Source organism: Neobacillus sp. Soil_C_43, assembly GCF_057656715.1.
On sequence record NZ_JBDGJV010000001.1, the window covers coordinates 798,393 to 822,619 of the forward strand.

Below are 24,227 nucleotides of genomic sequence, written 5' to 3' on the forward strand. Positions count from 1 at the left end.
ACTTTAAATCTGTTTAGCCGCTGCAAACTCTTTTTGCCTGAGCTCTATACGACGAATTTTTCCTGAAGTCGTTTTCGGAAGCTCAGTTAAATACTCGATTTTTCTAGGATATTTATATGGTGCAGTTAATGTTTTTACATGCTCCTGCAGGTTCTTTGTTAATTCTGGGTCAGCAGGGTCTACATCCTCTTTTAAGACAACAAATGCTTTAACAATGAATCCCCGAATTTCATCTGGGCTAGCCACCACTGCACATTCCTTAACATATGGGTGCTTTACTAGAGCATCCTCTACTTCGAATGGTCCAATGGTATAGCCAGAGCTTATAATAATATCATCCCCGCGTCCTTCAAACCAGAAATATCCATCTTCATCCATTTTAGCTTTATCACCAGTTACATAATAATCCCCACGGAATTGCATAGCAGTTCTTTCAGGATCTTTGTAATAATTTTTAAATAATGCAGGTGTTTCTACGTGGACAGCAATATCTCCAACCTCTCCAACGGCACACACCAGGCCTTCTTCGTTAATAATTTCCACCCTATTTCCAGGCGTTGGTTTTCCCATTGATCCTGGTTTCAATTCCATTCCTTTTGTTACACCTACAAGCAATGTGTTTTCCGTTTGACCATAACCATCACGAACTTCAACGTTATAATATTTCCTAAACGTATCAATAACCTCACGATTTAATGGCTCCCCAGCAGATACCGCACTATGAAGGTTTGGTAACTGATAATCAGTTAAATTATCTACCTTCGCCATTAAGCGGTACTCAGTTGGTGTACAGCATAATACATTAACTGCATATTTTTGTAAAAGGCTTAAATATTTTTTTGGCTCGAATTTTCCGTTATATACTAACCCAGTTGCCCCTGAACCAAGTACTGATAAAAACGGACTCCATATCCACTTTTGCCAGCCAGGACCTGCCGTCGCCCAAACGGTATCCCCTTCTTCAATAGCAAGCCATTTTGGTGCAGCGGTCTTTAAATGAGCAAACGCCCAACCGTGGGTATGGACAACACCTTTCGGATTTCCCGTTGTACCAGAAGTATAAGATAAAAACGCCATATCATCACTTAATGTATCAGCAAGTAGGAAATCATCATTTGCCTGTTTCATTTCTGCATCTAGATGAATCCAGCCCTCTTCCTCTGCCCCAATTGTAAACTTTACAATTGGTTGTGTTTCGTTTATGTTCTTAAATTGGTCTACATATGGATAATAGCTGACCACCGCCTTCACATCGCCATGTGTAATTCGGTATTGCAAATCTTTTTCCCTTAACATTTCAGAACTTGGAATAACAACCATTCCTGCTTTTAATGCAGCTAAATAGACTACGTAGGCTTCAATGAGACGCGGTACAATAACAAGAACAACATCGCCTTTTTTTAAGCCATTTTCGATAAAAACATTGCCTGCTTGATTTACTTGCTTCAATAAATTCTCGTATGTAACCTGCCTTGTCTCCCCAAACTCACTTTCCCATTTCAATGCTACTTTGTTTGGATCTTTTGCAAAACGTTCTACTTCAGAAACAAGATTATACTTTTCAGGTGCAATCAAATCTTCCCTTTTCATCGTTCTCCCCCTTTACAAATATCCCACAAACCTTATTATACAAAATTATTTAAAAATTTAAAATTATTATTCCCCTAAACGTAATTTTCCACAAAAAAGAGAGCGGGATAAATCCCACTCTCTGTAGCCATCGTATTTTGTTTTGGATTAACGAGCAAATCCGCCGCCTAATTGTTGTTCAGCCATAGCGACTAAACGCTTAGTAATTTCACCACCAACAGAACCGTTAGCACGTGAAGTAGTGTCAGCACCAAGTTGAACACCAAATTCAGTAGCAATTTCATACTTCATTTGATCAAGAGCTTGTTGTACACCAGGTACTAGCAATTGATTTGAGCTATTGTTGTTTGCCATGTGATATTCACCTCCTTGTGAGTATAGAATGTGTAGAAGTGAGGTTCTTCATTCTATCTTACAAATGGTAAATGTTCACAAAAAATTCTTAATTTCCTTTATTAGAATAATGCATTAAACTCTGAGTGTAAATTATAAGCATCATCCATAGTTATATTAAGAGTTTCAATTTTTTGTACAGCTTCCTCAATCAGTTTTTCAAAATCAACAAAGCTTTCATAACGATGGACCTTTTCTCTTCTTGGCTTCGTTTTTGGTGAAGCTGGTACAAAAATGGTACAGCAATCTTCAAACGGCCGATTAGAAATCTCAAGAGTATCTATTTCTTGCGCGATTTTTATAATATCGGTTTTGTCCATCGAAATCAAGGGACGTAAAATAGGGGTATTTGTTACTTCATTTATGGCATACATACTTTCTAACGTCTGACTAGCTACCTGACCTAGGCTTTCTCCGGTAATGATCGCTAAACCTTCTCGTTGTTTTCGAATTTCATCCGTAATACGCAACATCATTCTTCTCATCGTAGTCATAGTATAGTTTTCAGGGACTTGCTCTTTAATGACCTGCTGAATTTCTGTAAACGGTACAATATGAAGTGTCAGCGATCCATAAATTTCCGCTAGTTTTTTAGTTAGGTCGATTACTTTCTCTTTTGATCTCTCACTTGTATACGGCGGACTAAAAAAGTGGACAGCTTCCACTTCTAATCCCCGTTTCATCGATAAATAACCTGCAACTGGACTATCAATCCCACCAGATAACATCAGCATTGCTTTGCCAGCTGATTTAACAGGCAGTCCCCCCGCACCTTGTATGGTTTCACAAGATAAATAAACGGCTTCTTGTCTAACCTCGATTCTCACATTGATATCGGGTTCTTTTACATTCACTTTGAGACCTGGGAAATTCTTTAGCAGATGTGCCCCTATTACTCGATTAATTCCGTCTGTGTCTAATTCAAAGGTCTTGTCAGAAGAACGCTTAGGAGTAACCTTAAAGGTCTGCCCTGCACGGAATATTGAACTTACTAGCTCCAAAGTGGTTTGTTTGATGTTCTCTACATCTCTTCCTACCTTAATCGCAGGACTAAAGGATTGAATCCCAAATATCCCCTTTAGCTTTTCAATTATTTCCTTTCCGTCTTCACCATTTAAAATGACATACATCCGGTCGCGACTTGCTTCAACTTTAATATTTGGAAAGGAAGTAAGTGAATTAACAACACTTCTTCTAAGTTTTTCTACAAATTTATGACGATTCCGTCCTTTGGTTGAGATTTCTCCATAACGTATGAGTATACGATCATATTTCATTTATTTCATAACCTTTCGTATATGTTTAGCAGCTTTATTTATAGCTTCAATCGCTGCCTGCGCCTCCTCAGGCGTATTTTCAAAGGATAAGCTTATCCTAATCGCACTGTCTGCCTTCTCTTCTGGCACACCCATGGCAAGCAATGTACCACTTGGTGATTTCTTCTTTGACGAACACGCACTCGTTGTTGAAACAAATATTTCTTCCTGCTCAAGGGTATGAATTAATACCTCAGACTTCAATCCTTTTAACGATATATTTAATATATGTGGAGCTGCATTCTCTACAGGGGTATGAATAGTTACTTGCTCTATGTTAGTTAACCCTGTTCTTAGCATGCTCAGGGTGGTCTTCATTTTTGCTATACCTGCTTCGCTTTTCATCAAGGTCATCCGAAGTGCTTTTGCCATTGCTACAGCACCTGCCACATTTTCTGTCCCGCTTCGAATGGTTCTTTCCTGATTCCCACCCGATAATAAAGGGGCAAGCTTGGCCCCTTCTCGAATAAAAAGAGCACCTGTCCCTTTAAGTCCATGAAATTTATGAGCAGAAAAGGAACAAAGATCGATTCTGTTTCGGTGTATAGCTAGAGGAACCTTTCCCACACCTTGGACAGCGTCAACATGAAAAAGGATGGTTGGGTATTTTTTCAACATTTCTCCTACCTCTTTAATCGGTTGAATAGTACCCACTTCATTGTTAACATGCATGATCGAAATTAAGATGGTGTCCTTGCGAATGGCCTTTTCAACATCTTCAACACTCACCCTCCCCTGATGATTGACAGGGAGATAGGTAATATCGAAACCATTCTGTTCCAACTGCTCCATAACTGCACGAACGGAGGCATGCTCCACACTCGTAGTAATGAGGTGGCGACCTCTTTTTTTATTTAATAATGCCGCACCTTTTATCGCTATATTATTACTTTCTGTTCCACCTGAGGTAAAGTAAATTTCATTAGGTTCTACAGTTAAAAGCTTTGCCACTTGCTCCCTTGCTTGAGTTAAAAGCTTCTCTGCCTGTATTCCCAATCCATGCAATGAAGAGGGATTTCCAAAATATTCACTTGAAACAGTTACATAAGATTCAAGTACTTCTTTATATGGCTTTGTCGTTGCACTATTATCTAAATAAATCACTAACTTTCCCCTCCATAAGAAGACGAACTTACAAAATAAAATCTTAACATAAAAACCGAAACATTTGAAAAATATTATACAAAAAACCGACCTAGCTGCTGCTAAATCGGTTTGTCATTTTATTCCATTTCAATTGTAGCCTTTATCTTCTTTAACGCATCTGGGTCAACCCCATCCAAAGATGCCGCAACCTGTTCTAAAGCTTCTTGAAAATCATACTGTCTGAATGCCGTTTCAGCATCAGCTAATCCTTTTGCAACTGATGGATGGTGGCTACGATAACGATTTCCATATTGAATTGCTTTTTCAGCTAAAGTGACATTCTCAATAAGCTCAATCGTTGAATTTACAAGTTTTTCAACTGTCAGTACAGCAATTTCTAAATACTGATTTAGAGCAGATATATTTAGAGGCTTTTCTTCAAGCTGGTATCGGACATTATTGATGCTTTCGTTTGTATCTTCTATTAGATATTTATAATCCTCAGGCAACCCAGGAACGTTACTCTTTGAAACAAGACGAACAGTTTCTGCTACTTTCTTTGTAAGTTCCTTAATTTTTTCCCTTGCTTCAAGTTCGTCCTTTCTCAAGGCTTGAAGTTTTTGGGCAAAAGCTTGCTGCCCTTCACATATCATATCCAGTTGGTCTTTTAACTCACTTAATTCTTCACTAATCGCTGATTGAGCCGTTTCATTCATCTTTAACTTTTCAACCAAAATTTCATAATGCTTATACACCGTTGAAAGTTCTTTTTCTAGATTATTTTGAACCTCTAAATCACTATCTGATAATTGATAGCTCGCTTGAACATGAATTAATTCATTTGAAAGATTCTTATTTTCCTCTTGAGCAGAAGCAAGTTGTTCAGCAGCAACCTTATTATTTTTCATGACATAATGCTTTGCGTGTACTTCCTTTTCCAAGAGGTCAAAAAGAATATCAATTCGATCCTTTACTTCCTTGATGCCCTCTTCTGCTTTGTCAATTTCGGTGGTTTCAATCAAGCGAATATTTTCAGTAATTTTCTCTTCAAGGCGTTGTATTTCAGTGGTTACATTTAAATGCTCTAAGTGATAATCCTGCTCTGTCATTTCTCGATAGCCCTCAAGACAATCTGCTAGCTGATTTGGAAGAAGAGATTGACTTTCAATTAAAAGCTGAGGAATTAAATCCATTTGGTTCTTGATTGTTCCAAGCTGACTATGAATAAGTAAAACTACTTCTCGAGCTTCAAGATAATTACCGAGCTCCGTTTTTTCATTAAATTCCTGGAACTTCTGTGCCACTTCATTTAGTTTTGCTTCTAAGTGCTTTTCAGACTTACCAAAACTATGACGATGAGCAAGTAACATTTTTTTTGATTCTCTATAAAGTTCCTTAAGTTCCTCAATTTCCACTCTGTTCTTTTCTTCACTGCCCACTAGTTCATGCAGCTCTTCTAGTACCTTTTTAATTTGTTCCTCTGTTTCCATTAGCTTCGTATTAATCGCCTGTTGGGCTTCTTTTGCCTTTTTAAATCTATAGCGATCTATATATTCTTCTGCATCAAAAAGCATTTCTTCTAAATCAGGAAGCTGAACCGTTACCACATCATCCCACTGACTACGCCAACGCTCAAAAAGTTCCTCAGTCTGACCCGTCATATTTAACTGTTTAACTTTCGACATTTCATCTAATATGGGACGATTCATAATATCGATTTTCCACGCTTCCAATCGATCCATTTCTTTAAAATACTTTTTCTTTATTAAATATCCCACTATAAATAAGGCTAATAATAGGATGAAAAATCCAATGATAAATTTCACAAGTAAGCCCCCTATTTCAAACAACATTGATTCCACTATGTATTCAAATCATCTATTTTAGAAAAACTCATTAAGTTCAATTCAATGCTTTTATGATACCATGTAAACGACATTTTTTGACTATTATTTTCAATTTTTTTGTAAAATAAAAAAAAAATAGCGATTACCGCTATTTTAGTGCTGCTCCCTTTTTGATAGGTATGTCTGAACATAGTGTTTTATCAATCCATAAGTGAAGATCCTTAAGATATTTCTGCTCGAAAAATGGCTCATTCGGAAATACATATAGTACTTCTCTCATATAATTGCTATTCATAAACGGCATCATGATTAATCCTTTTAGCTGTATAATTAAATAAGGAATGGAATGTGGTCTGAATTCATGCCATTCAAAACCCCGTTCAAATATTTTTTGAAAATAATATTTTTCTTTTAAAGAATAGGTGGACATGATTTCCCTTACTACTTGGGAATCCATCGACATCTCCCTGTAAATGAAACTGGCAAGCTGGTAGTTCTCACATTGGTAATGGAGCAAATCAGATACCACGCGTTTTAAGCACTCTTTTGCCCCTCTATCAATAGATGCATAAGCAGCTTCCATCTTTCGGGTGTACTGTTCAAAAAAATGCATAAAGCAATATTCTAAGAGACCTGTTTTATTATTAAAATGATAGGCAATCGTTGCGGTATTTACATTAGCTGCATGAGCAATTTCCCTTATTGACGTTCCTGAGTACCCATTGGAATTAAATAACGTGATAGCGGCCTTAACAATTGCTTCTTTTGCATTTTTCTTCATCCATTCTCCCCCTTCAGGTAATTCCCATAATCCCCTTATCATAATGATTCTTGGTGTCACAATTGATTCCTTTAAGAAAATATCGACAAAGTATGCTCATTTTCTCTCATTTTTGATAAAATAAAATATAAATTATAAGAGAAAAAGGTGAAATACCGTGTTTAACGTCGAAATGTACACTGGAAATCGAGAAGAAAATTATGAACTTGTTAAGAAGCAATTACAGGCTCTCCTTCACGATGAGAAAAATCAAGTTGCCAATCTTAGCAATGCCTCTGCCTTATTGAACCAATTTCTAGACCGTGTTAATTGGGTAGGATTTTATCTACTAGATACGAATGACGAACTAGTGTTGGGTCCCTTCCAAGGACTCCCAGCATGCATTCGGATCCCTCTTGGCAAGGGTGTTTGCGGTACTGCTGCATTAAAAAAGGAAACCCTTCTTGTTGAAGACGTGAATCAGTTCCCAGGTCATATTGCATGTGATGCTGCTTCACAATCAGAAATAGTTGTTCCACTGCTAAAAGGAGAGCAATTAATCGGCGTTTTAGATATTGATTCTCCTGAATTAAACCGATTTGATAAGCTCGACCAACAAAAACTTGAAGAATTTGTAGAAATTCTCGTTTCCTATCTTTAAAAACAAAAACTCGCTAAGGCGAGTTTTTTTAGATTTTATCAAATGCCTGCTCTAAATCTTCTTTAATATCCTCCCAGGCTTCAAGGCCCACTGAAAGACGAAGCAAGGTTTGATTAATCCCCATTTTTAACCGTTCCTCTTCCGGAACAACGGCATGTGTCATGGAAGCCGGATGTTGAATTAATGTCTCTGCATCCCCAAGACTGACCGCAATTTTAATTAAGTTGAGCTGATTCATAAACATTTGAGCCGTTTCTTTCGTTCCCTTAATCGAAAATGATATAAGCCCTCCTGGTTTTTCCATTTGTTTTTTCATTATTGCGTAATCAGGGTGCTCTGAATCCCCAGGATAATAAATAGCATCCACCTTCGGATGTTGTTTAAGAAAGTCAAATAGGACAGTTGTATTTTCACAATGGCGATCCATCCGTACCGGAAGCGATTTTAACCCCCGTAACAAAAGCCACGCATCGAATGGCGAGATAATTCCCCCTATATCCTTTTGAGTTGTCCTTGAAATTTGGTTAATAGTCTCTCTTCCTCCAACCACGATTCCAGCGATGACATCGCCATGTCCGCAAATATATTTTGTTGCACTGTGTATGACAATATCGCAGCCATTTGAAATTGGATTTTGTAAATAAGGAGAGCAAAACGTATTGTCCACTACTACGGGAATTCCCTTTTCTTTCGCCACATCTGCAACCATTTGAAGGTCAACAAGCTTCATTGTTGGATTAATGGGAGTCTCAATATAGATACAGGATGTATTTGGTTTGATTTGGTTTTCAAGGGTCTCCCTTGTATCCATTAGTGAGAAATCATGTTCAATATGATACTTCTCCTGTAATAATTCTAGCAATCCAAATGTACAACCATAAACACCCTGAGAGCATAGAATGTGGTCACCTGATTTTGTTAAAGCAATTAACACTGCACTCACAGCAGCCATGCCTGACGAAAAAGCTAAAGCGGCTTCCCCCTTTTCAAGTGCAGCCATTCTATCTTCCAGAATTTTTACGGTGGGATTTCCTAATCTTGAGTAAATATATCCCTCTTCTTTCCCAGCAAACCTTCTTTCCCCTTGCTCCGCACTCTCAAAGGTAAAGGTGGATGTTTGATATAACGGGGGAACTAAGCTTCCTTGATGATTTTCCGCATGATAGCCAAAATGAATGACTTCTGTTTCAAAACGAGGTTTTTTATCCTCCACTGAAGACTCCTCCTAATTGTAAGCGTTATCATTTTTACTTATAAACTATGATGGATATGTAAAAATCGTTAAGGGCTGAATTCTGTCAAGTTTCAGCCCCTTAACTTGCTTTACTATTGTCAACTTGTGTAACTACTTTGTTTTTCCCCGTGCCTTTTGCGTGGTACAATGCTTCATCTGCTCTTTTAAATAGATATTGATACGTATCAGATTTTTCGCTATTCCAATAGGAAACACCACACGACACAGTAATGTGAGGGTTAGAACTCTCAGATACCTTTGTCACTAATCTTTCAGCGATAGCCGCTCCGGATGATAAAGGAACTTTGGGGAGATAGATGGCGAGTTCTTCTCCGCCCCAGCGTGCTCCCACATCATTCCCCCTGATATTTCCTTTAATGAAATTTGCGACTTGTATAAGTATTTCATCGCCTATTTGGTGACCGTAGGTATCATTGATTTCCTTGAAATTATCAATATCAATAAGAATAAAGGTTCCTTCATTATCTATTTTCATAGAAGTCTGAATTTTTTCATCTAAATAATTACGTGAATGGAGCTTTGTTAGATGATCAGTGGTAACTAATTTCTTGAGTTCCTCTCTCAACATGGAGTTGGTTAGGGAAAGCGATAAATGATGTACTAATGTCTGAAGAAGTTGAAATGTCTCAAAAGAAAAGAAATAGGGTTTTTCCTGCATGATCATCGAAAAACCTTTTAAATTCTTACCAAGTACTAATGGTACAACCATAATGGAATGAAAGCATGTACTTGGATTGGTAAGCGGAAGACTTATATCCCCAAATAATAGTGGATCATTTTCATTATTTAATTTTCCTTTTATGTATTCTATATAGGTTTGAGCAGCTGTTGAAAAAAAGAAGGGTGTGGAACCAGGGAGTATTTTGACCTTGGCTTTCTCAGTAGAGCCTAAAAAGAAACCAACCTCTTTTGCATTAAAGGAAGATTTAATTTGTTCTGCCATAAATGTCAATGTATCAGCTAATGGCAGGTTAGAATTTAAACGATAGGAAGTTTCGTTAATTAATTGAAGCTCTAAAATGGTCTTTCTTGACTGCTGATAGTGGTGGGCATTTTCGAGAGCGGCTCCTGCACTTTCTGCCAACAAGGTCATAAATTCTACTTCTTTAGTCGGAATATCCTGAGCATTAGGTGCAATAATCTGTAATACCCCATAAACCCCCTGCTTGCCTTTTAAAGGTGCATAAAGTATGGTACTCTTTTCCGTATGAGAAAACTCATATTGAACATTACCTGATAAATACGCTTTTGTTGCTGCAATATTTTCACTATCATATTCCAGGTCAATGACTGGGAGGTCGCTATGTTTGTAGGTAGTCTGTGACAATAACAGGAAATATGAAAAGTTTGGATATTCTTCTTTAAGAATAACCAATAGTTCGCTCAGAAGACCTTCTTCATCTAAAAACGAATGTAGCTTTTCTGATATTCCATATAATTTTCTAAAATCAACTATATCCAAAATATTTGTTCTCCTCTTTAGCTAAAATCCCAAATATATACATCGCAACCTAATTATAGTTAATTTATGTTAGCAATTGATATACTTTTTTTGAATAATTTATTAATTTTTTTTACAAACATGTTTGAATATCATTCCCCGAACTCTGAGTTAACAAAAATATACTTGACTTTAGAGTAATAAAAATAATATAATACTCTTTGTGTAAAATATTGCAGCCTATTGAGTTCACTTGAATAGTCTCATTTTGTTCCTCATGAGAGTTTTGCTATCTCATTTGATGGTGTATCTTGTAACCCTTAGCTGCTAGGGCGAAGGTGCATGAAAACAAAATGACTGTCAACGATTCTCATACCGGTTTTTATTTTACCAAAATAAAAACACTAAGGAGGAGTCATTCATGGCTCGATATACTGGCCCAAGCTGGAAATTATCTCGTCGTCTTGGAATCTCTCTAAGCGGCACAGGTAAAGAATTAGAAAAGCGTCCTTACGCTCCTGGACAACACGGTCCAAACCAACGCAAAAAGCTTTCTGAATACGGATTACAATTACAGGAGAAGCAAAAGCTTCGTCACATGTATGGTGTTAACGAGCGCCAATTCCGTACTCTTTTCGATAGAGCTGGCAAATTATCTGGTATCCACGGTGAAAACTTCATGGCGTTACTTGAGTCACGTCTTGATAACGTTGTTTACCGTTTAGGTCTTGCTCGCACTCGTCGTGCAGCTCGCCAATTAGTAAACCACGGTCACATCCTAGTTAATGGATCACGCGTAGATATCCCATCTTACCGTGTAACTGCTGGTCAAACAATCAGCGTTCGTGAAAAGTCACGCAACCTAGATGTTATTAAAGAAGCAATCGAAGTGACAAACTTCGTTCCTGATTTCTTAACATTTGATGCTGACAAATTAGAAGGTACTTTCACTCGCTTACCTGAGCGTTCTGAGTTACCTGCTGAAATTAACGAAGCTCTTATCGTTGAGTTCTACTCACGTTAATAGTAAGAAAATCCTCATACCATTGGTATGGGGATTTTTTTTATATTTCTCTTCAAGAAAAAGGGCTCTGATTCCTCAAAGCCCAATATCTATTAATATTTAATTAATGTGTATTTCTTTTTCCCTCTTCTAATAATGGTAAACTGGCCTTCGATTCGGTCAGTTTCCTGAAGGACGTACACTGTGTCAGTTACCTTTTCACCGTTTACCGTAACTGCTCCATTGGTGATATCCTCACGCGCTTGACGCTTGGAAGGTGAGATTTTTGCAGCTACAAGTAAATCGACAAGATTTCCTTCTTCTTCGCTGGCATTAAAGGACGGAACATCTTTGAAGCCCTGCTTAATTTCCGCTGCTGTAAGACTAGTAACATCACCACTGAATAACGCTTGGGAAATCTTAATCGCCTGCTGTAAAGCTTCTTCACCGTGGATAAGACGAGTCATTTCTTCTGCTAACACTTTTTGCGCTTTGCGTAAGTGTGGTTCCTCTTGAACAGCCTTTTCTAATTGGTCAATTTCATCATGTGATAGGAAAGTAAAAATCTTCAAGTATCTAACAACATCGGCATCTGCTGTGTTAATCCAGAATTGGTAGAACTCATAAGGCGTTGTCTTTTCAGGGTCTAACCAGACTGCCCCGCTTTCTGTTTTACCAAATTTAGTACCATCAGCTTTTGTAACAAGTGGAATCGTTAAGCCGTATGCCTTTGAACCTTCTGGTTGGATTTTGCGAATTAACTCAAGGCCTGACGTAATATTTCCCCACTGGTCACTCCCGCCAATTTGCAATTTGCAGTTATGGTTCTCGTATAAATGATGGAAATCCATAGCTTGTAAGATTGTGTAAGTAAATTCAGTAAACGAAATACCTGTTTCAAGACGAGATGCAATGGTATCTTTTGCAAGCATGTAATTTACACCAATATGTTTTCCGATATCACGTAAGAAGGTAACTACGTCCATTTTCCCGGCCCAATCATAGTTGTTAACCATAATCGCACCATTTTCGCCTTCAAATTCGAAAATAGTTTCAAGCTGTTTTTTTATGCCTGCAACGTTTTCTTGAACCGTTTCTAGAGTTAATAGCTTACGCTCCTCACTTTTTCCACTAGGGTCACCAATTAGTCCTGTAGCACCGCCGACTAAGACTATCGGACGATGTCCGTTCTTCTGAAATCTTCTTAGTGTTAAGAACGGAAGTAGATGACCAATGTGCATACTATCTGCTGTTGGATCAACTCCGCAATATAAAGAAATACTTTCCTTACTTAATAAGTCCTTTAATCCTTCTTCATCCGTTTGCTGGTAGATGATGCCTCTCCAGGCTAAATCCTGCAATAAATCCATTCCAATCCCCTCCATTAAAAAATAAAAACGCCCCTGCAAAATGCAGGGACGTAAAAATACGCGGTACCACCCAGCTTGAGGACTTACTATTCCTCCAACTTGAAAAACAATAACGGTTTTAACCGTTCTCCATTACTAATCAGTGTGTTCACAGAGAAAGCTCGAGGAGGTAATTCATTCTTCTATTTGTGTCAGCTTGCACCACCGCTGACTCTCTAGAAACAGGGATAGAAGAACTACAGTTGGTTCCCTTCAAAGCTTTTTATTAAATTTAACTATAGCTTTTTTTATCACATTTCAAGTAACATGTCAAACATCCACTGGAAATTTCAGAAAAATGTAGAAGGTTGTCAGTTTTTATACCTTCTATATGCTATAATGTATGTGATTTTAGATGAGGTGATGCTATTGATGAATGAAAAAATGCAAGCCTGGATGGAAAAAGCAAAGTCCATACTCAATTTGTTTACCCATAAAAAAACCGTAAAAAGTGCACGAATTACCTATCAAGTAGTTTGGAACCTTTTTCTCCTTGTAATGACGGTTGTCATTCTTGGGGGTTCATTTGCAACAGGTGTAGGAGCTGGGTATTTTGCCTCCCTTGTGAAAGATGAACCGGTCCGTCCTTACGAGAGTATGAAAAAGGATATTTATAATTACACGGAGACATCTGATTTATACTATGCTGATAATGTTTACCTCGGCAGACTTCGCAGTGACCTTATACGCGAAGAAGTAAAGTTGGATCAAGTTTCAGAAAATTTAATTAATGCCGTAGTGGCGACTGAAGATGAGTACTTCTATCAGCATAAAGGGGTGGTTCCCAAGGCAGTTTTCCGGGCCCTTTTCCAAGAAGTAACGAATTCTTCTGTCCAATCAGGTGGAAGTACCTTAACACAGCAATTAATTAAGAATCAACTTTTAACCAATGAGGTATCCTTCCAACGGAAAGCGAATGAAATTCTACTTGCACTCCGTTTAGAGAAATTTTTCGACAAAAAGGAAATCCTCGAAGCCTATCTTAATGTTTCTACATTTGGAAGAAATGCTTCCGCGCAAAACATAGCTGGTGTTCAGGCAGCAGCAAAAGGGATTTTTGGTGTAAAGGCTAGTGAGTTAACACTCCCACAAGCAGCGTTCATTGCTGGCTTGCCTCAGAGCCCGTTTGGTTATACTCCTTTTACAAGGGATGACAATGGAAAACCGGTTTTAAAGAATAATCTTGAACCAGGTCTCACACGGATGAAAACGGTTTTAAAAAGAATGTATGATGGTGGCTACATAGATGGAAAACAGTATGCCGAGGCATCATCCTATGACATTAGAAAAGATTTTCTAAAACCTACTGTTTATTCTCAAACAAATACTTTCCTTACAGACGAAATTGAAAAACGTTCTGTCGAGGTCCTTACTACCGTACTTGCAAAGAAAGACGGCTACACCGAGAAAGAATTAAAAAATGATGACCAACTTTTTTACAAATATAAAACTTTAGCAACCCGTGATTTACACCAAAATGGTTATGAAATTCACACAACCATCAACAAAGATATTTACGATGCGATGCAAAAGGTAAAAGATAGCTATAAGAACTACGGCCCTGCTAAAGCACAGGAAAAAAAGGATCCAGAAACGGGTGAAATAAAAACCGTGATGGAGCCTGTTGAAGTCGGAGCCGAGTTAATTGAAAATAAAACGGGTAGGATTATCAGTTTTGTTGGCGGAAGAAACTATGAAAACCAACAAATGAATCATGCCACAACTGCTCTACGGCCTAATGCCTCTACCATGAAACCGCTTCTCGTCTATGGACCAGCGATTGAATTGGGAAAAGCAGCACCTGGAACGCCAATACCAAATGTTGCGTTGAATTTTATTCCAGGTAGGAGTAAGCCTTGGCCACAAAACTACGACTACCGCTACAGCGGAATTGTGTCTGCTCGTTATGCACTTGCAAAATCGTATAACGTTCCAGCGGTTAAGGTATATTCCGAAATTGTTAATCAAAACCCAGCAAAATATTTAGAAAAGATGGGCTTTACTTCACTAACGAAGGATGATCATACAAACCTTTCAGCTGCCATCGGTTCCATTTATGGTGTAACGGTTGAGGAAAATACAAATGCGTTTAGCACATTTTCAAACGGTGGGAAATTCATCGATGCCTATATGATTGATAAAATCGTAGATAAAAGCGGCAAAGTGATCTATCAGCACGAAGTAACACCTGTCGATGTCTTCAAACCACAAACAGCTTATTTAACACTTGATATGATGCGTGATGTTATCAAAATGGGGACTGCAGCTGGAATTAATAGCAAATTAAATTTCAGAGCAGATTGGGCTGGTAAAACAGGAACAGGAAATGAATATAAGGACTCATGGTTCGTTGCGACCAATCCTAATATTACATTCGGTATATGGACAGGGTATGATACGCCCAAATCATTAAAGATTTCAGGTATGTCGTATAGTCAACGAACAAATAATCTTTGGGCTGAATTAATCAATGCAGCTTATAAAATTAAACCTGATGTAATCAATCCTAAGGAATCATTCCAAATGCCAAGTGGAATTGTTAAGCGTTCATATTGTGCTGTTTCAGGGATGCTTCCTTCAAATGCTTGCTCGAAGGCCGGACTGATCGAAAGTGATTATTTTAATGTGAATGATGTGCCAACGAAAGTGGACGATAGCTTGATTGAAGGAAATTTCGTTACTATTAGCGACAAAAAGTATTTAGCATTGGATTCTACTCCAAAGGAATTTGCTCAATATGGCTTAATATTAAACCCGGACTTTATTACACGTATGGTTGGAAAAACGTTTAAAGACTATAGCCAACTCATTCCACAAAAGGACCGATGGGGTAAAATTCTTGTACCTACAGCCAAAATGGTGGATAACGGAAAAAGACCTAATGCTGTAAGCTTAAGTATTTCCGGTAATACATTATCTTGGTCTTCCTCAGGGGACAATGATGTGGTTGGTTACCGAGTATATCAAGGCGGGCTAATATCGACCAAGGTAGCTAGTATTATTAATGGCTCAAAGCTTTCCTACACGGTAGGAAATGGTTCATTTTATGTAACAGCAGTAGATATAGCCGGTAATGAATCCGCTCCGTCTAATCTAGTGGAGGTAGGAGCAGCAGTACCACCTCCATCTGAAACAACCTCACCGTAAAAAACAAAAGGCGGAAGCGCCTTGTTCAGCCCCGACAGGCAAATGTTCTTCGGCGGGAAAAGTCCGCCTTTTGACTTTTCTTGCCGAAGGTTATTTGACCCGATGGGCTAGGCGCTGGAGCTAGATTCAGACAACTAGTTTATTTATCCACACTCGGACCTTTTTATAATTTTCCTAAACAATAGTAAAAACCGCACCGAAATGTCGGTGCGGTTTTTGTTTCAATTAATCTTCCATAGTTGAAAGATCACCCGTCGGCAAATTAAGCTCCCACGCCTTTAAAACGCGTCGCATAATCTTACCACTTCTTGTTTTTGGCAGTTTATCTCGGAAATCAATTTCTCTTGGTGCAGCATGGGCTGCTAATCCTTTTTTGACAAATTGTCTGATTTCCTCTTTCAGTTCTTCAGAAGCCTCAAAGCCGTCACGTAGCGCAACAAACGCTTTAATGATTTCACCACGTACAGGGTCTGGTTTACCAATTACGCCTGCCTCTGCTACTGCTGGGTGTTCCACAAGCTTGCTTTCCACCTCAAATGGTCCTACACGCTCTCCTGATGTCATAATAACATCATCCACCCTACCTTGGAACCAGAAATAGCCATCCTCATCCATATAAGCCGAATCCCCGGATACGTACCAGTCACCTGGCATAAAGTAGGATTCAAATTTCTCAGGATTATTCCAAATGGTATGCATCATGGAAGGCCAGCCCTTTTTAATAGCCAGATTCCCCATTCGATATGGCGGCAATTCGTTTCCTTGATTATCGACAATTGCAGCCTGCACACCTGGAATTGGCTTACCCATCGAACCAGGTTTAATTTTCATACATGGATAGTTACTGATCAGTTGTGCACCTGTTTCTGTCATCCACCAGTTATCATGAATACGATGGTTAAATACCTTTACACCCCATTTGACCACTTCTGGGTTCAATGGCTCACCCACACTTAGAATATGCCGCAGGCTGCTTAAATCAAATTTCTTTACGAGTTCATCTCCCGCACCCATTAACATCCGGAAGGCAGTAGGAGCACTATACCAAACGGTAACCCCAAAGTCTTCAATCATCTGATACCAGGTTTCAGGGCTAAAACGTCCTCCCACAATGACATTAGACGTTCCCGTTAACCACGGTCCAAAAATGCCATACGACGTTCCTGTTACCCAGCCTGGATCTGCCGTACACCAATACACATCATCCTCTTTTAAATCAAGGACCCACTTTGCCGTTTGATAATGCTGAATCATTGCATTATGTACATGCAAAACCCCTTTAGGCTTGCCGGTTGAACCTGATGTGTAATGCAAAATTAAGCCATCTGTTCTGTCTACCCATTCGATCTTAAGTTCTTTACTTGCCTTCTCAAATTTCCCAAGGAAGTCAATGTATTGACCTTGTTCCTCCACATTTTTTCCAACAAGGAAAATATGCTTTAAGGCAGGTAAATCTTCTACAGGTACACGATCCAATAATTCAGGTGTAGTTACTAGAACTTTAGCTTCACTATCCTGCAGGCGGTCACGAACCGCGCCTTCCATAAAGGCTTCAAATAAAGGACCAACGATGGCTCCAAGCTTAATAGCACCAAGAACAGTAAAGTAAAGCTCTGGAGAACGAGGCATAAAAATAAATACGCGGTCTCCTTTTTCTACATCTCCATAATTCTTTAACACATTACCGGCTTTGCTTGAGAGATCCTTCATTTCCTTAAATGTGTACTTTTCATTGCGAAAACCGTCTCGATAGTAAAGAGCAATTTTATTTTTTCGGAAGGTCTTTGCATGGCGGTCAATGGCCTCATATGCCAAGTTAACAAGCCCTGTTTCACTCCAGGAGAATGCCTTTTCTGTTTCCTTCCAGTCAAATTGTTTGTACATTTCATCATAATTACTTAGATTATGGTCTCCTTGCACAACTGGTAGCGCTTCCACTTTCATTACTATCTCCCCCTCATGCTTTATAGAGATTATTATAGTACAAATAGGAACTATTCACAATTTTTTAAATATTATTATTCATAAATAATAGATTTATTGCTATGTTGATTGGAGTGGAAGGCGCGAAGACTCCTGCGGGAGTAGCGGTCACGGGAGACCCCGCAGGAGTGAGCGACGAGGAGGCTCCCGGAACGCCCGCGGAAAGCGAAGCGCCTGGAACGGAAATCAACATACAAGGATAACAGACATATAAAACAGAAAATTTCGTGAAATCGCTTTCTCTTACTAGATTTTATGTATAATAGAATTAATGTACTAACGATTTTTTAAGGCAGGTGACCTTATGGAACACAAGAAAACATACAATGCAAAAGAATTGAAAACACCTCATGGGAATTTAATCATCGAAGGCCCTATTCCATCTGATAAATTAGCAGGTTATGAATTTCACGAAGACCTTGTTGCTTTTCGTCCTCCTGTACAACAGCATAAAGCTTTAGTGGGTATTGCCAATCTTCCAGAAGGTAGAATTATTATTGCTAGACATAGGCACACCATTGTAGGTTACGTTACTTATTTATATCCAGACCCCCTTGAAAGATGGTCTGAAGGGAAAATGGATAATTTAATTGAATTGGGTGCCATCGAGGTAATTCCACAATTTAGAGGCTGCTCTGTAGGAAAAAACCTGTTAATCGTTTCCATGATGGATGATGCAATGGAAGATTATATTACGATCACAACAGAGTACTATTGGCATTGGGATCTAAAAGGTACCAAGCTAAATGTGTGGGATTATCGAAAAGTAATGGAAAAAATGATGAATGCCGGTGGGCTTGAATGGTATGCGACGGATGATCCGGAAATTTGCTCCCATCCAGCTAACTGCCTGATGGCTCGAATGGGCAAGAGAGTCGATATGGAATCCATCCAAAGATTTGACCGTCTTCGGTTTATGAACCGGTTTATGTATTAAATATTTAGCTGAAATTCACTTGAGACCTGAGGTGATTTTATGATAGTGGAAGAAATTATGAAAACAGATGTGGCCACACTTTTACCAACAGACACCATTGCTGATGCTATGAAATTAATGGAAACAAAAAAAATCCGTCATATACCCGTCATTGATAATCAAAGACATCTTATGGGGTTAATCACTGTCGCTAAAATAAGGGAAGCAACGCCCTCCATTTTTCATGCAAATGAGCATCCCGAAGATTTGAAAAAGCCGCTTGAGACGATTATGGAAAGAGATATGATTACAGGGCATCCACTGGATTTCGTCGAAGAAGTGGCTGGCCTATTTTATGAACATAAAATCAGTTGTATTCCCATCATTAATGACCGTAAACTAGTGGGAATCGTTACAGAAACCGATCTACTCCGAACCTTGGTTGAATTAACAGGGGCCCATCAGCCGGGGTCTCAGATCGAAATAAAGGTTCCAAATCTCGCTGGTATTCTTAGCGACATTACAAATGTGATTAAAAATCGAAAGGCTAACATTTTGAGTGTTCTCGTTTATCCAGATAAGACAGATGAACATTTTAAAATCCTGGTCATTAGAGTTCAGACAATGAATCCAACAGCCCTTATTCAGGATCTTAAGCAAGCCGGGCATCATGTCCTATGGCCGAACCTACCGGGGATTTCCATATGAGTGATCGGTGTTCCTTTGTATTCTCAGAAGAACTGTTGAATTATAAATTCAGCAGTCATCATCCTTTTAACCAATTTAGGCTTAAACTAACTGTTGACTTGTTAGAGAAGATGAATGCGTTAGATCCTGCGCATATCATCTCCCCAAAGATGGCAACGGATGAAGAGTTAGCCCTTATACATGATCGAAGTTACATAGAAGCGGTTAAGAAAGCAGGACACGGAGAGCTTTCAAAAGAAATCGCTGAAAATTATGGATTAGGTACAGAAGACACACCCATATTCCCGAATATGCACGAAGCTAGCGCCTTATTAGTAGGCGGTACCTTAGCCGCAGTTGACCAGGTTATGACAGGTAAGTCTCTCCATTCTCTTCACCTTGGAGGCGGTTTACACCATGGGTTCCGCGGAAAAGCGTCTGGATTTTGTGTATATAATGATAGTTCGGTTGCTATTAAGTACCTTCAGGAAAAATATCATGCACGTGTGTTATATGTAGATACTGATGCCCACCATGGGGATGGTGTCCAATGGTCCTTTTACGATGACCCCAATGTTTGCACCCTTTCCATTCATGAAACCGGACGATATTTATTTCCAGGTACCGGAAATATCAATGAAAGAGGCCAGGGCCCTGGTTATGGGTATTCTTTTAACATACCTGTGGATGCTTTTACAGAAGATGATTCCTGGCTCCATGCCTATACAAACTCCATAAAAGAAGTGGCTGAATTTTTTAAGCCTGATGTAATACTTACTCAAAACGGAGCTGATTCCCATTATTTTGATCCGTTAACACACTTATCGGCAACGATGAAAATTTATCGTGAAATCCCCAAGATTGCTCATGAAATTGCTCATCAATACTGTAATGGAAAATGGATTGCAGTTGGCGGCGGTGGGTATGACATTTGGCGAGTGGTTCCAAGAGCATGGGCACTCATCTGGCTTGAGATGACAGAAAACTCAAATTGTTCAGGGAATCTACCTGATGCATGGATTGAGCAGTGGCAAAAAGAGTCGCCCGTTACTTTACCGAGGGAATGGGACGACCCTGACAACTTATATACACCTATCCCAAGAAAAGCTGAGATTACAGAGAAGAATGAAATTACGTTAGAAAAAGCTCTATACCCAATTCGTACTCAACAAAAAAGCCAAAAGGGCCTGCCATCTTAATGGCAAGCCCTTTTTTTTCATCTATTAGTTATTTAGTTGAATCACGATGCTCAATGCGGTGAGGAAGTACGACAATTTGTTCTTCAACGCCTTCTTTATTCATTAATTTCGTTAAGAGTCGCATTGCAACAGCGCCAATATCATATAACGGCTGCACAATGGTTGTAAGCTGTGGACGAACCATTAGTGATAATCTGGTATTATCTGATGTGATTACTTCAAAATCCTCAGGAATTTTATAACCTTTATCCTCGGCACCATGAACGACTCCTAGTGCCATTTCATCCGCTCCAACTAAAATGGCTGTTGGTCTTGCTGATGCCTCGAGTAATTTATCAAAGGCTTCAATACCTGAATCGTACGTATAATCTCCTTCAACTATGAGCTCTTCATTATAAGGAAGCCCGGCTTCTTGAAGTGCCCTTTGATACCCTTTAAGTTTTTTCTGGGCATTTTTCGGTTCATGAAGTGGTCCCACCACAATGGCAATATTCTTATGGCCCTTTTCAATGAATTCCTTTACGGAATCATATACTGCTTCTTCATAATCAATGTTTACTGACGGAATTTTTTTTGACTCCTCAATAGAACCCGCAAGAACAATCGGTACTGGAGATTTCTCAAATTCCTCCACGTGGTCTGCGGTAATATTTCCTCCCATGAACACGATTCCATCTACTTGCTTCCCTAGCATCGTATTAAGTAAGTGTAATTCCTTGTCCATGTTTTGGTCAGAATTGCTCAAAATGATATTGTACTTGTACATAGTTGCAATATCTTCTATGCCTCGAGCTAACTCTGCAAAAAAGATATTAGATATATCTGGGATAATTACTCCAACTGTTGTTGTTTTTTTACTAGCTAATCCTCTTGCTACGGCATTTGGGCGGTACCCTAATCTTTCAATAACTTCTAACACCTTTTTCCGGGTTATTGGTTTAACATTTGGATTTCCATTTACTACACGGGAAACTGTCGCCATTGATACATTTGCTTCCCTAGCCACATCATAAATCGTTATATTCACTTATAACACTCTCCTGTAACGTACATTGTTTTCTTTATTTTACATCTGTTATTAAAAACCTAGTCATAATATTGATTGTGAGATAATAAACAATCTTAGTATGTATTTAATGATACGATAAGAATATTAAAGCCGCAATTGCATTTGTCAACATTTTTCGTATATTTTTCTAAAAGTCATTAAAAAACCTCCTGCAAGCATGTGCAGGAGGTTTTTTTAACCAAAATTAAATCCTTACAAAGTTTGATGCTAGTAATTCATTATAAAATTTGTCAAATTGGTCAAGGTCCATTTGTTGTTTTTGGTCGGATAAGGCCACTGCCGGGTCTGGATGAACTTCAGCCATGACTCCGTCAGCACCAATGGCAATCGCCGCTTTTGCAGCAGGTAATAACAAGTCTCTTCTACCAGTAGAATGAGTAACATCTACCATTACTGGTAAATGGGTTTCTTGTTTAAGAATTGGAACTGCCGAAATATCAAGTGTGTTTCTAGTAGCACGCTCGTATGTCCGAATACCTCGTTCACAAAGGATGATTTGGCCATTCCCTTGTGCCATAATGTATTCTGCTGCATTGATAAACTCTTCAATCGTGGCAGCAATCCCTCTTTTTAACAATACAGGTTTATTTACTGCCCCTGCAGCTTTTAATAGTTCAAAGTTCTGCATGTTCCGTGCACCAATTTGGATAACGTCAATATAATCTAAAGCCATTTCAATATCGGCTGGGTTTACGATTTCGCTAATTACTGCCATATCGTATTCATCTGCTACACGCTTTAAGATTTTTAGCCCTTCCACACCTAATCCTTGGAAATCGTAAGGAGATGTCCTTGGTTTATATGCACCACCACGGAGAAGCTTTAAGCCCTTTTCCTTCATCGCCTTAGCAACCGTCGCTACCTGCTCATAGGATTCAACCGCACATGGACCAAACACAAAATGTGGCTTGCCATCACCTATAGTTTCTCCCTTTAGGTTTACAATCGTATTTTCAGGCTTCTTCTTTCTAGATACAAGCAGGGCTTTCTCATGATCATCCTTTTGAAGATCTAAACCTGCTTTAAAAATTTCTTTGAAAATATGGTCGATTGTAGAATTTTCAAATGGTCCATCGTTATGCTCTTTAATGATATCAAGCATTTTTCTTTCACGGACTGGATCGTAACGGTACACACCTTGATTTTCTTTTACCCGTCCAATCTCTTGGACGAGCTGAGCTCTTTCATTAATTAGCCTCAATAATTCCAAGTTTAACTCATCGACACGTGTTCTTAATTGATCCAATTCAACCTTTTTGCCCATATTCGTCCCCGTCCTTTCATTTGCAAATCTTACTAAACTCATAATGATTTACACTTAAAATTTTTTAATTTTATAATATTTCAATAATTAGGCTTTATTATAGCGGAAATATATTTCTTTGTCACTCATTTTTTCTTTATTAATTAAACGCTTTTAAGCATTAAAGTATCATTAGGTATATAAAAGTATTGTATGTTACCTACTTAACATACGTGTCTAAATTTTTTATAAAGAAGAGGATGAACGTTCATCCTCTTTAGTATTACTTATTGAGTTACATTACTTGCAGTTAGTAGTGCCTTGTTGGTAATTTTCCAATGTGAAGCATTCCAAGTTGCTTCTCCATTCGAAAATAGGATTGCTTGCGGTGATTCATGTTTAATTTGAAATCTTTCTGCAACCTCGTTAGAAAGTGGCCGTGAATCTTGTACCGCTATGAAATATGTTGGCATATTCTGATTTTCATTTGCATATTTTTCGTACTCCTTGTACGCAGCATGACTGATCGGGCATGTTAAACTGTGCTTTAACAAATAAAATCTACTTTCTTTTTTTACTATTTCATCAAACTGTTCAATTGAATCAATTTTTTCTAGCATCTTTACATTCCTCCATTAAAAAAAGCATACTGTCAGCAATGAACACGACCTACTTAAATAAAAATAAACGGTGAAGTCATTTTATCACTTCACCGTTTGTATCACAAATAATATAACTATTAAAGTTTTACCTTGCTCTCTTCTTCATCAAAAGCTTTTTGAGCTTCTTCTAATTTTTTTCGAATTTCTTCACTGTCATGTGGCACTGATTCATTCGACTTTTTTACAGTTCCCTTTTCCTTTCCATGCTGGATTGGAATATAAGTTAACTCAGATTCTTCTTTGGGAGATTGCTTTCCCTTTACCTTATTTACTAGTTCGGAGGATTGAAGCACAATCCCCTGGGAAAGGGATGCTGTTTTAGATGCTAATTCATTGCTCTTACTAACTACATTCTCCCGTAATGAACCACTCTTGTCCATAATTGAACCTGCTTGATTCGTTAATGTTGAACGGAGCTCTTTCCCTGTCTTAGGTGCAAAAAGTAAAGCTGCTGCAGCTCCAACTACCCCTCCAATAAAAGCTCCTAGGATAAAGCTGCTGGAAGATTCGTCGTTACGATTTTGATTCGCTTCCCTTGACTCATATTCTCTATTAGACAT

General features: G+C 38.5%; 20 protein-coding genes and 1 other annotated feature. Of the genes, 6 read left to right on the forward strand and 14 right to left on the reverse strand.

Translation table 11 applies throughout. The features are described 5' to 3' along the window. Positions 1-3 precede the first annotated feature (3 nt). The 6 genes from mbcS to refZ all read right to left on the reverse strand — a co-directional run bounded on the left by mbcS (position 4) and on the right by refZ (position 7,013). Positions 4-1,590 carry an acyl-CoA synthetase MbcS gene (gene mbcS / locus AC3A54_RS04170; protein WP_487653412.1) on the reverse strand — a complete coding sequence of 529 codons (1,587 nt, stop codon included), beginning with the start codon at positions 1,588-1,590 and terminating at the stop codon, positions 4-6. Positions 1,591-1,737: 147 nt separating this feature from the next. Continuing rightward, positions 1,738-1,944 carry an alpha/beta-type small acid-soluble spore protein gene (locus AC3A54_RS04175; RefSeq protein ID WP_335529817.1) on the reverse strand — a complete coding sequence of 69 codons (207 nt, stop codon included), beginning with the start codon at positions 1,942-1,944 and terminating at the stop codon, positions 1,738-1,740. Positions 1,945-2,045: 101 nt separating this feature from the next. Then, positions 2,046-3,260: a tRNA uracil 4-sulfurtransferase ThiI gene (gene thiI, locus AC3A54_RS04180; protein ID WP_487653413.1), complete on the reverse strand. Its 1,215-nt coding sequence runs from the start codon at positions 3,258-3,260 to the stop codon at positions 2,046-2,048. Then, positions 3,261-4,403, reverse strand: a complete 1,143-nt coding sequence (locus AC3A54_RS04185) for a cysteine desulfurase family protein (RefSeq protein WP_487653414.1) — start codon at positions 4,401-4,403, stop codon at positions 3,261-3,263. It lies immediately after the preceding gene. Between the two features lie 119 nt (positions 4,404-4,522). Further along, positions 4,523-6,211 (reverse strand): septation ring formation regulator EzrA, encoded by a 1,689-nt coding sequence (gene ezrA / locus AC3A54_RS04190; RefSeq protein WP_487653415.1) that lies wholly within the window; start codon positions 6,209-6,211, stop codon positions 4,523-4,525. A gap of 169 nt (positions 6,212-6,380) precedes the next feature. Further along, complete coding sequence (gene refZ / locus AC3A54_RS04195) at positions 6,381-7,013, reverse strand: forespore capture DNA-binding protein RefZ (protein WP_335549227.1); 633 nt, start codon at positions 7,011-7,013, stop codon at positions 6,381-6,383. A 157-nt stretch (positions 7,014-7,170) separates the two neighbouring features. On the opposite strand from refZ, the gene AC3A54_RS04200 reads away from it, so the two are divergent. Then, a complete protein-coding gene (locus AC3A54_RS04200; protein ID WP_335549226.1) occupies positions 7,171-7,653 on the forward strand; it encodes a GAF domain-containing protein in 483 nt (160 codons plus the stop codon). 28 nt (positions 7,654-7,681) lie between these two features. On the opposite strand, the gene megL is transcribed toward AC3A54_RS04200, so the two are convergent. Further along, on the reverse strand, positions 7,682-8,866 hold the full coding sequence (gene megL, locus AC3A54_RS04205; RefSeq protein WP_487653416.1) for a methionine gamma-lyase: 1,185 nt from the start codon (positions 8,864-8,866) through the stop codon (positions 7,682-7,684). A 100-nt stretch (positions 8,867-8,966) separates the two neighbouring features. After that, a complete protein-coding gene (locus tag AC3A54_RS04210; protein ID WP_487653417.1) occupies positions 8,967-10,370 on the reverse strand; it encodes a sensor domain-containing diguanylate cyclase in 1,404 nt (467 codons plus the stop codon). A gap of 400 nt (positions 10,371-10,770) precedes the next feature. Between AC3A54_RS04210 and rpsD the strand changes: the two genes are divergently transcribed. Then, positions 10,771-11,373: a 30S ribosomal protein S4 gene (gene rpsD, locus AC3A54_RS04215; RefSeq protein ID WP_308082887.1), complete on the forward strand. Its 603-nt coding sequence runs from the start codon at positions 10,771-10,773 to the stop codon at positions 11,371-11,373. A gap of 92 nt (positions 11,374-11,465) precedes the next feature. On the opposite strand, the gene tyrS is transcribed toward rpsD, so the two are convergent. Continuing rightward, positions 11,466-12,722, reverse strand: coding sequence for a tyrosine--tRNA ligase (gene tyrS, locus AC3A54_RS04220; protein WP_487653418.1), 1,257 nt, complete (start codon positions 12,720-12,722; stop codon positions 11,466-11,468). A gap of 41 nt (positions 12,723-12,763) precedes the next feature. Beyond that, positions 12,764-12,987: a binding site (T-box leader), on the reverse strand. Between the two features lie 146 nt (positions 12,988-13,133). On the opposite strand from tyrS, the gene AC3A54_RS04225 reads away from it, so the two are divergent. After that, positions 13,134-15,908 carry a transglycosylase domain-containing protein gene (locus AC3A54_RS04225; RefSeq protein WP_487653419.1) on the forward strand — a complete coding sequence of 925 codons (2,775 nt, stop codon included), beginning with the start codon at positions 13,134-13,136 and terminating at the stop codon, positions 15,906-15,908. Between the two features lie 225 nt (positions 15,909-16,133). Here the strand turns inward: AC3A54_RS04225 and acsA are convergent, their stop codons facing one another. After that, a complete protein-coding gene (gene acsA, locus AC3A54_RS04230) occupies positions 16,134-17,852 on the reverse strand; it encodes an acetate--CoA ligase (protein WP_487653420.1) in 1,719 nt (572 codons plus the stop codon). Positions 17,853-18,195: 343 nt separating this feature from the next. Here acsA and AC3A54_RS04235 point away from each other — a divergent pair, with 343 nt between their 5' ends. The 3 genes from AC3A54_RS04235 to AC3A54_RS04245 are packed head-to-tail and all read left to right on the forward strand — an operon-like array spanning position 18,196 to position 20,693. After that, a complete protein-coding gene (locus AC3A54_RS04235) occupies positions 18,196-18,828 on the forward strand; it encodes a GNAT family N-acetyltransferase (RefSeq protein WP_308082883.1) in 633 nt (210 codons plus the stop codon). Positions 18,829-18,867: 39 nt separating this feature from the next. Then, positions 18,868-19,515, forward strand: coding sequence for an acetoin utilization AcuB family protein (locus AC3A54_RS04240; protein ID WP_335544740.1), 648 nt, complete (start codon positions 18,868-18,870; stop codon positions 19,513-19,515). Further along, positions 19,512-20,693 carry an acetoin utilization protein AcuC gene (locus AC3A54_RS04245; protein WP_487653421.1) on the forward strand — a complete coding sequence of 394 codons (1,182 nt, stop codon included), beginning with the start codon at positions 19,512-19,514 and terminating at the stop codon, positions 20,691-20,693. Before AC3A54_RS04240 ends, AC3A54_RS04245 begins: the two co-directional genes overlap by 4 nt. Before the next feature lie 28 nt (positions 20,694-20,721). Here AC3A54_RS04245 and ccpA read toward each other — a convergent pair whose 3' ends face one another. The 4 genes from ccpA to AC3A54_RS04265 form a co-directional block, all read right to left on the reverse strand. Next, positions 20,722-21,720, reverse strand: coding sequence for a catabolite control protein A (gene ccpA, locus AC3A54_RS04250; RefSeq protein WP_487653422.1), 999 nt, complete (start codon positions 21,718-21,720; stop codon positions 20,722-20,724). 226 nt (positions 21,721-21,946) lie between these two features. Further along, the gene (locus AC3A54_RS04255) at positions 21,947-23,068 is read right to left on the reverse strand and encodes a bifunctional 3-deoxy-7-phosphoheptulonate synthase/chorismate mutase (RefSeq protein ID WP_308082878.1); all 1,122 of its coding nucleotides are present in this window, start codon (positions 23,066-23,068) and stop codon (positions 21,947-21,949) included. Between the two features lie 224 nt (positions 23,069-23,292). Then, positions 23,293-23,625: a bacillithiol system redox-active protein YtxJ gene (gene ytxJ / locus AC3A54_RS04260; RefSeq protein ID WP_335529874.1), complete on the reverse strand. Its 333-nt coding sequence runs from the start codon at positions 23,623-23,625 to the stop codon at positions 23,293-23,295. A gap of 119 nt (positions 23,626-23,744) precedes the next feature. Further along, the gene (locus AC3A54_RS04265) at positions 23,745-24,227 is read right to left on the reverse strand and encodes a YtxH domain-containing protein (RefSeq protein ID WP_487653423.1); all 483 of its coding nucleotides are present in this window, start codon (positions 24,225-24,227) and stop codon (positions 23,745-23,747) included.

What these genes read in the sequence shown, in the direction of transcription:
- mbcS (WP_487653412.1), bottom strand. Translation starts at nt 1,590, where the DNA reads ATGAAAAGGGAAGATTTGATTGCACCTGAAAAGTATAATCTTGTTTCT.
- AC3A54_RS04175 (WP_335529817.1), bottom strand. Translation starts at nt 1,944, where the DNA reads ATGGCAAACAACAATAGCTCAAATCAATTGCTAGTACCTGGTGTACAA.
- thiI (WP_487653413.1), bottom strand. Translation starts at nt 3,260, where the DNA reads ATGAAATATGATCGTATACTCATACGTTATGGAGAAATCTCAACCAAA.
- refZ (WP_335549227.1), bottom strand. Translation starts at nt 7,013, where the DNA reads ATGAAGAAAAATGCAAAAGAAGCAATTGTTAAGGCCGCTATCACGTTA.
- rpsD (WP_308082887.1), top strand. Translation starts at nt 10,771, where the DNA reads ATGGCTCGATATACTGGCCCAAGCTGGAAATTATCTCGTCGTCTTGGA.
- tyrS (WP_487653418.1), bottom strand. Translation starts at nt 12,722, where the DNA reads ATGGATTTATTGCAGGATTTAGCCTGGAGAGGCATCATCTACCAGCAA.
- AC3A54_RS04225 (WP_487653419.1), top strand. Translation starts at nt 13,134, where the DNA reads ATGAATGAAAAAATGCAAGCCTGGATGGAAAAAGCAAAGTCCATACTC.
- acsA (WP_487653420.1), bottom strand. Translation starts at nt 17,852, where the DNA reads ATGAAAGTGGAAGCGCTACCAGTTGTGCAAGGAGACCATAATCTAAGT.
- AC3A54_RS04235 (WP_308082883.1), top strand. Translation starts at nt 18,196, where the DNA reads ATGGAACACAAGAAAACATACAATGCAAAAGAATTGAAAACACCTCAT.
- AC3A54_RS04240 (WP_335544740.1), top strand. Translation starts at nt 18,868, where the DNA reads ATGATAGTGGAAGAAATTATGAAAACAGATGTGGCCACACTTTTACCA.
- AC3A54_RS04245 (WP_487653421.1), top strand. Translation starts at nt 19,512, where the DNA reads ATGAGTGATCGGTGTTCCTTTGTATTCTCAGAAGAACTGTTGAATTAT.
- AC3A54_RS04255 (WP_308082878.1), bottom strand. Translation starts at nt 23,068, where the DNA reads ATGAGTTTAGTAAGATTTGCAAATGAAAGGACGGGGACGAATATGGGC.
- ytxJ (WP_335529874.1), bottom strand. Translation starts at nt 23,625, where the DNA reads ATGCTAGAAAAAATTGATTCAATTGAACAGTTTGATGAAATAGTAAAA.
- AC3A54_RS04265 (WP_487653423.1), bottom strand. Translation starts at nt 24,227, where the DNA reads ATGTCTAATAGAGAATATGAGTCAAGGGAAGCGAATCAAAATCGTAAC.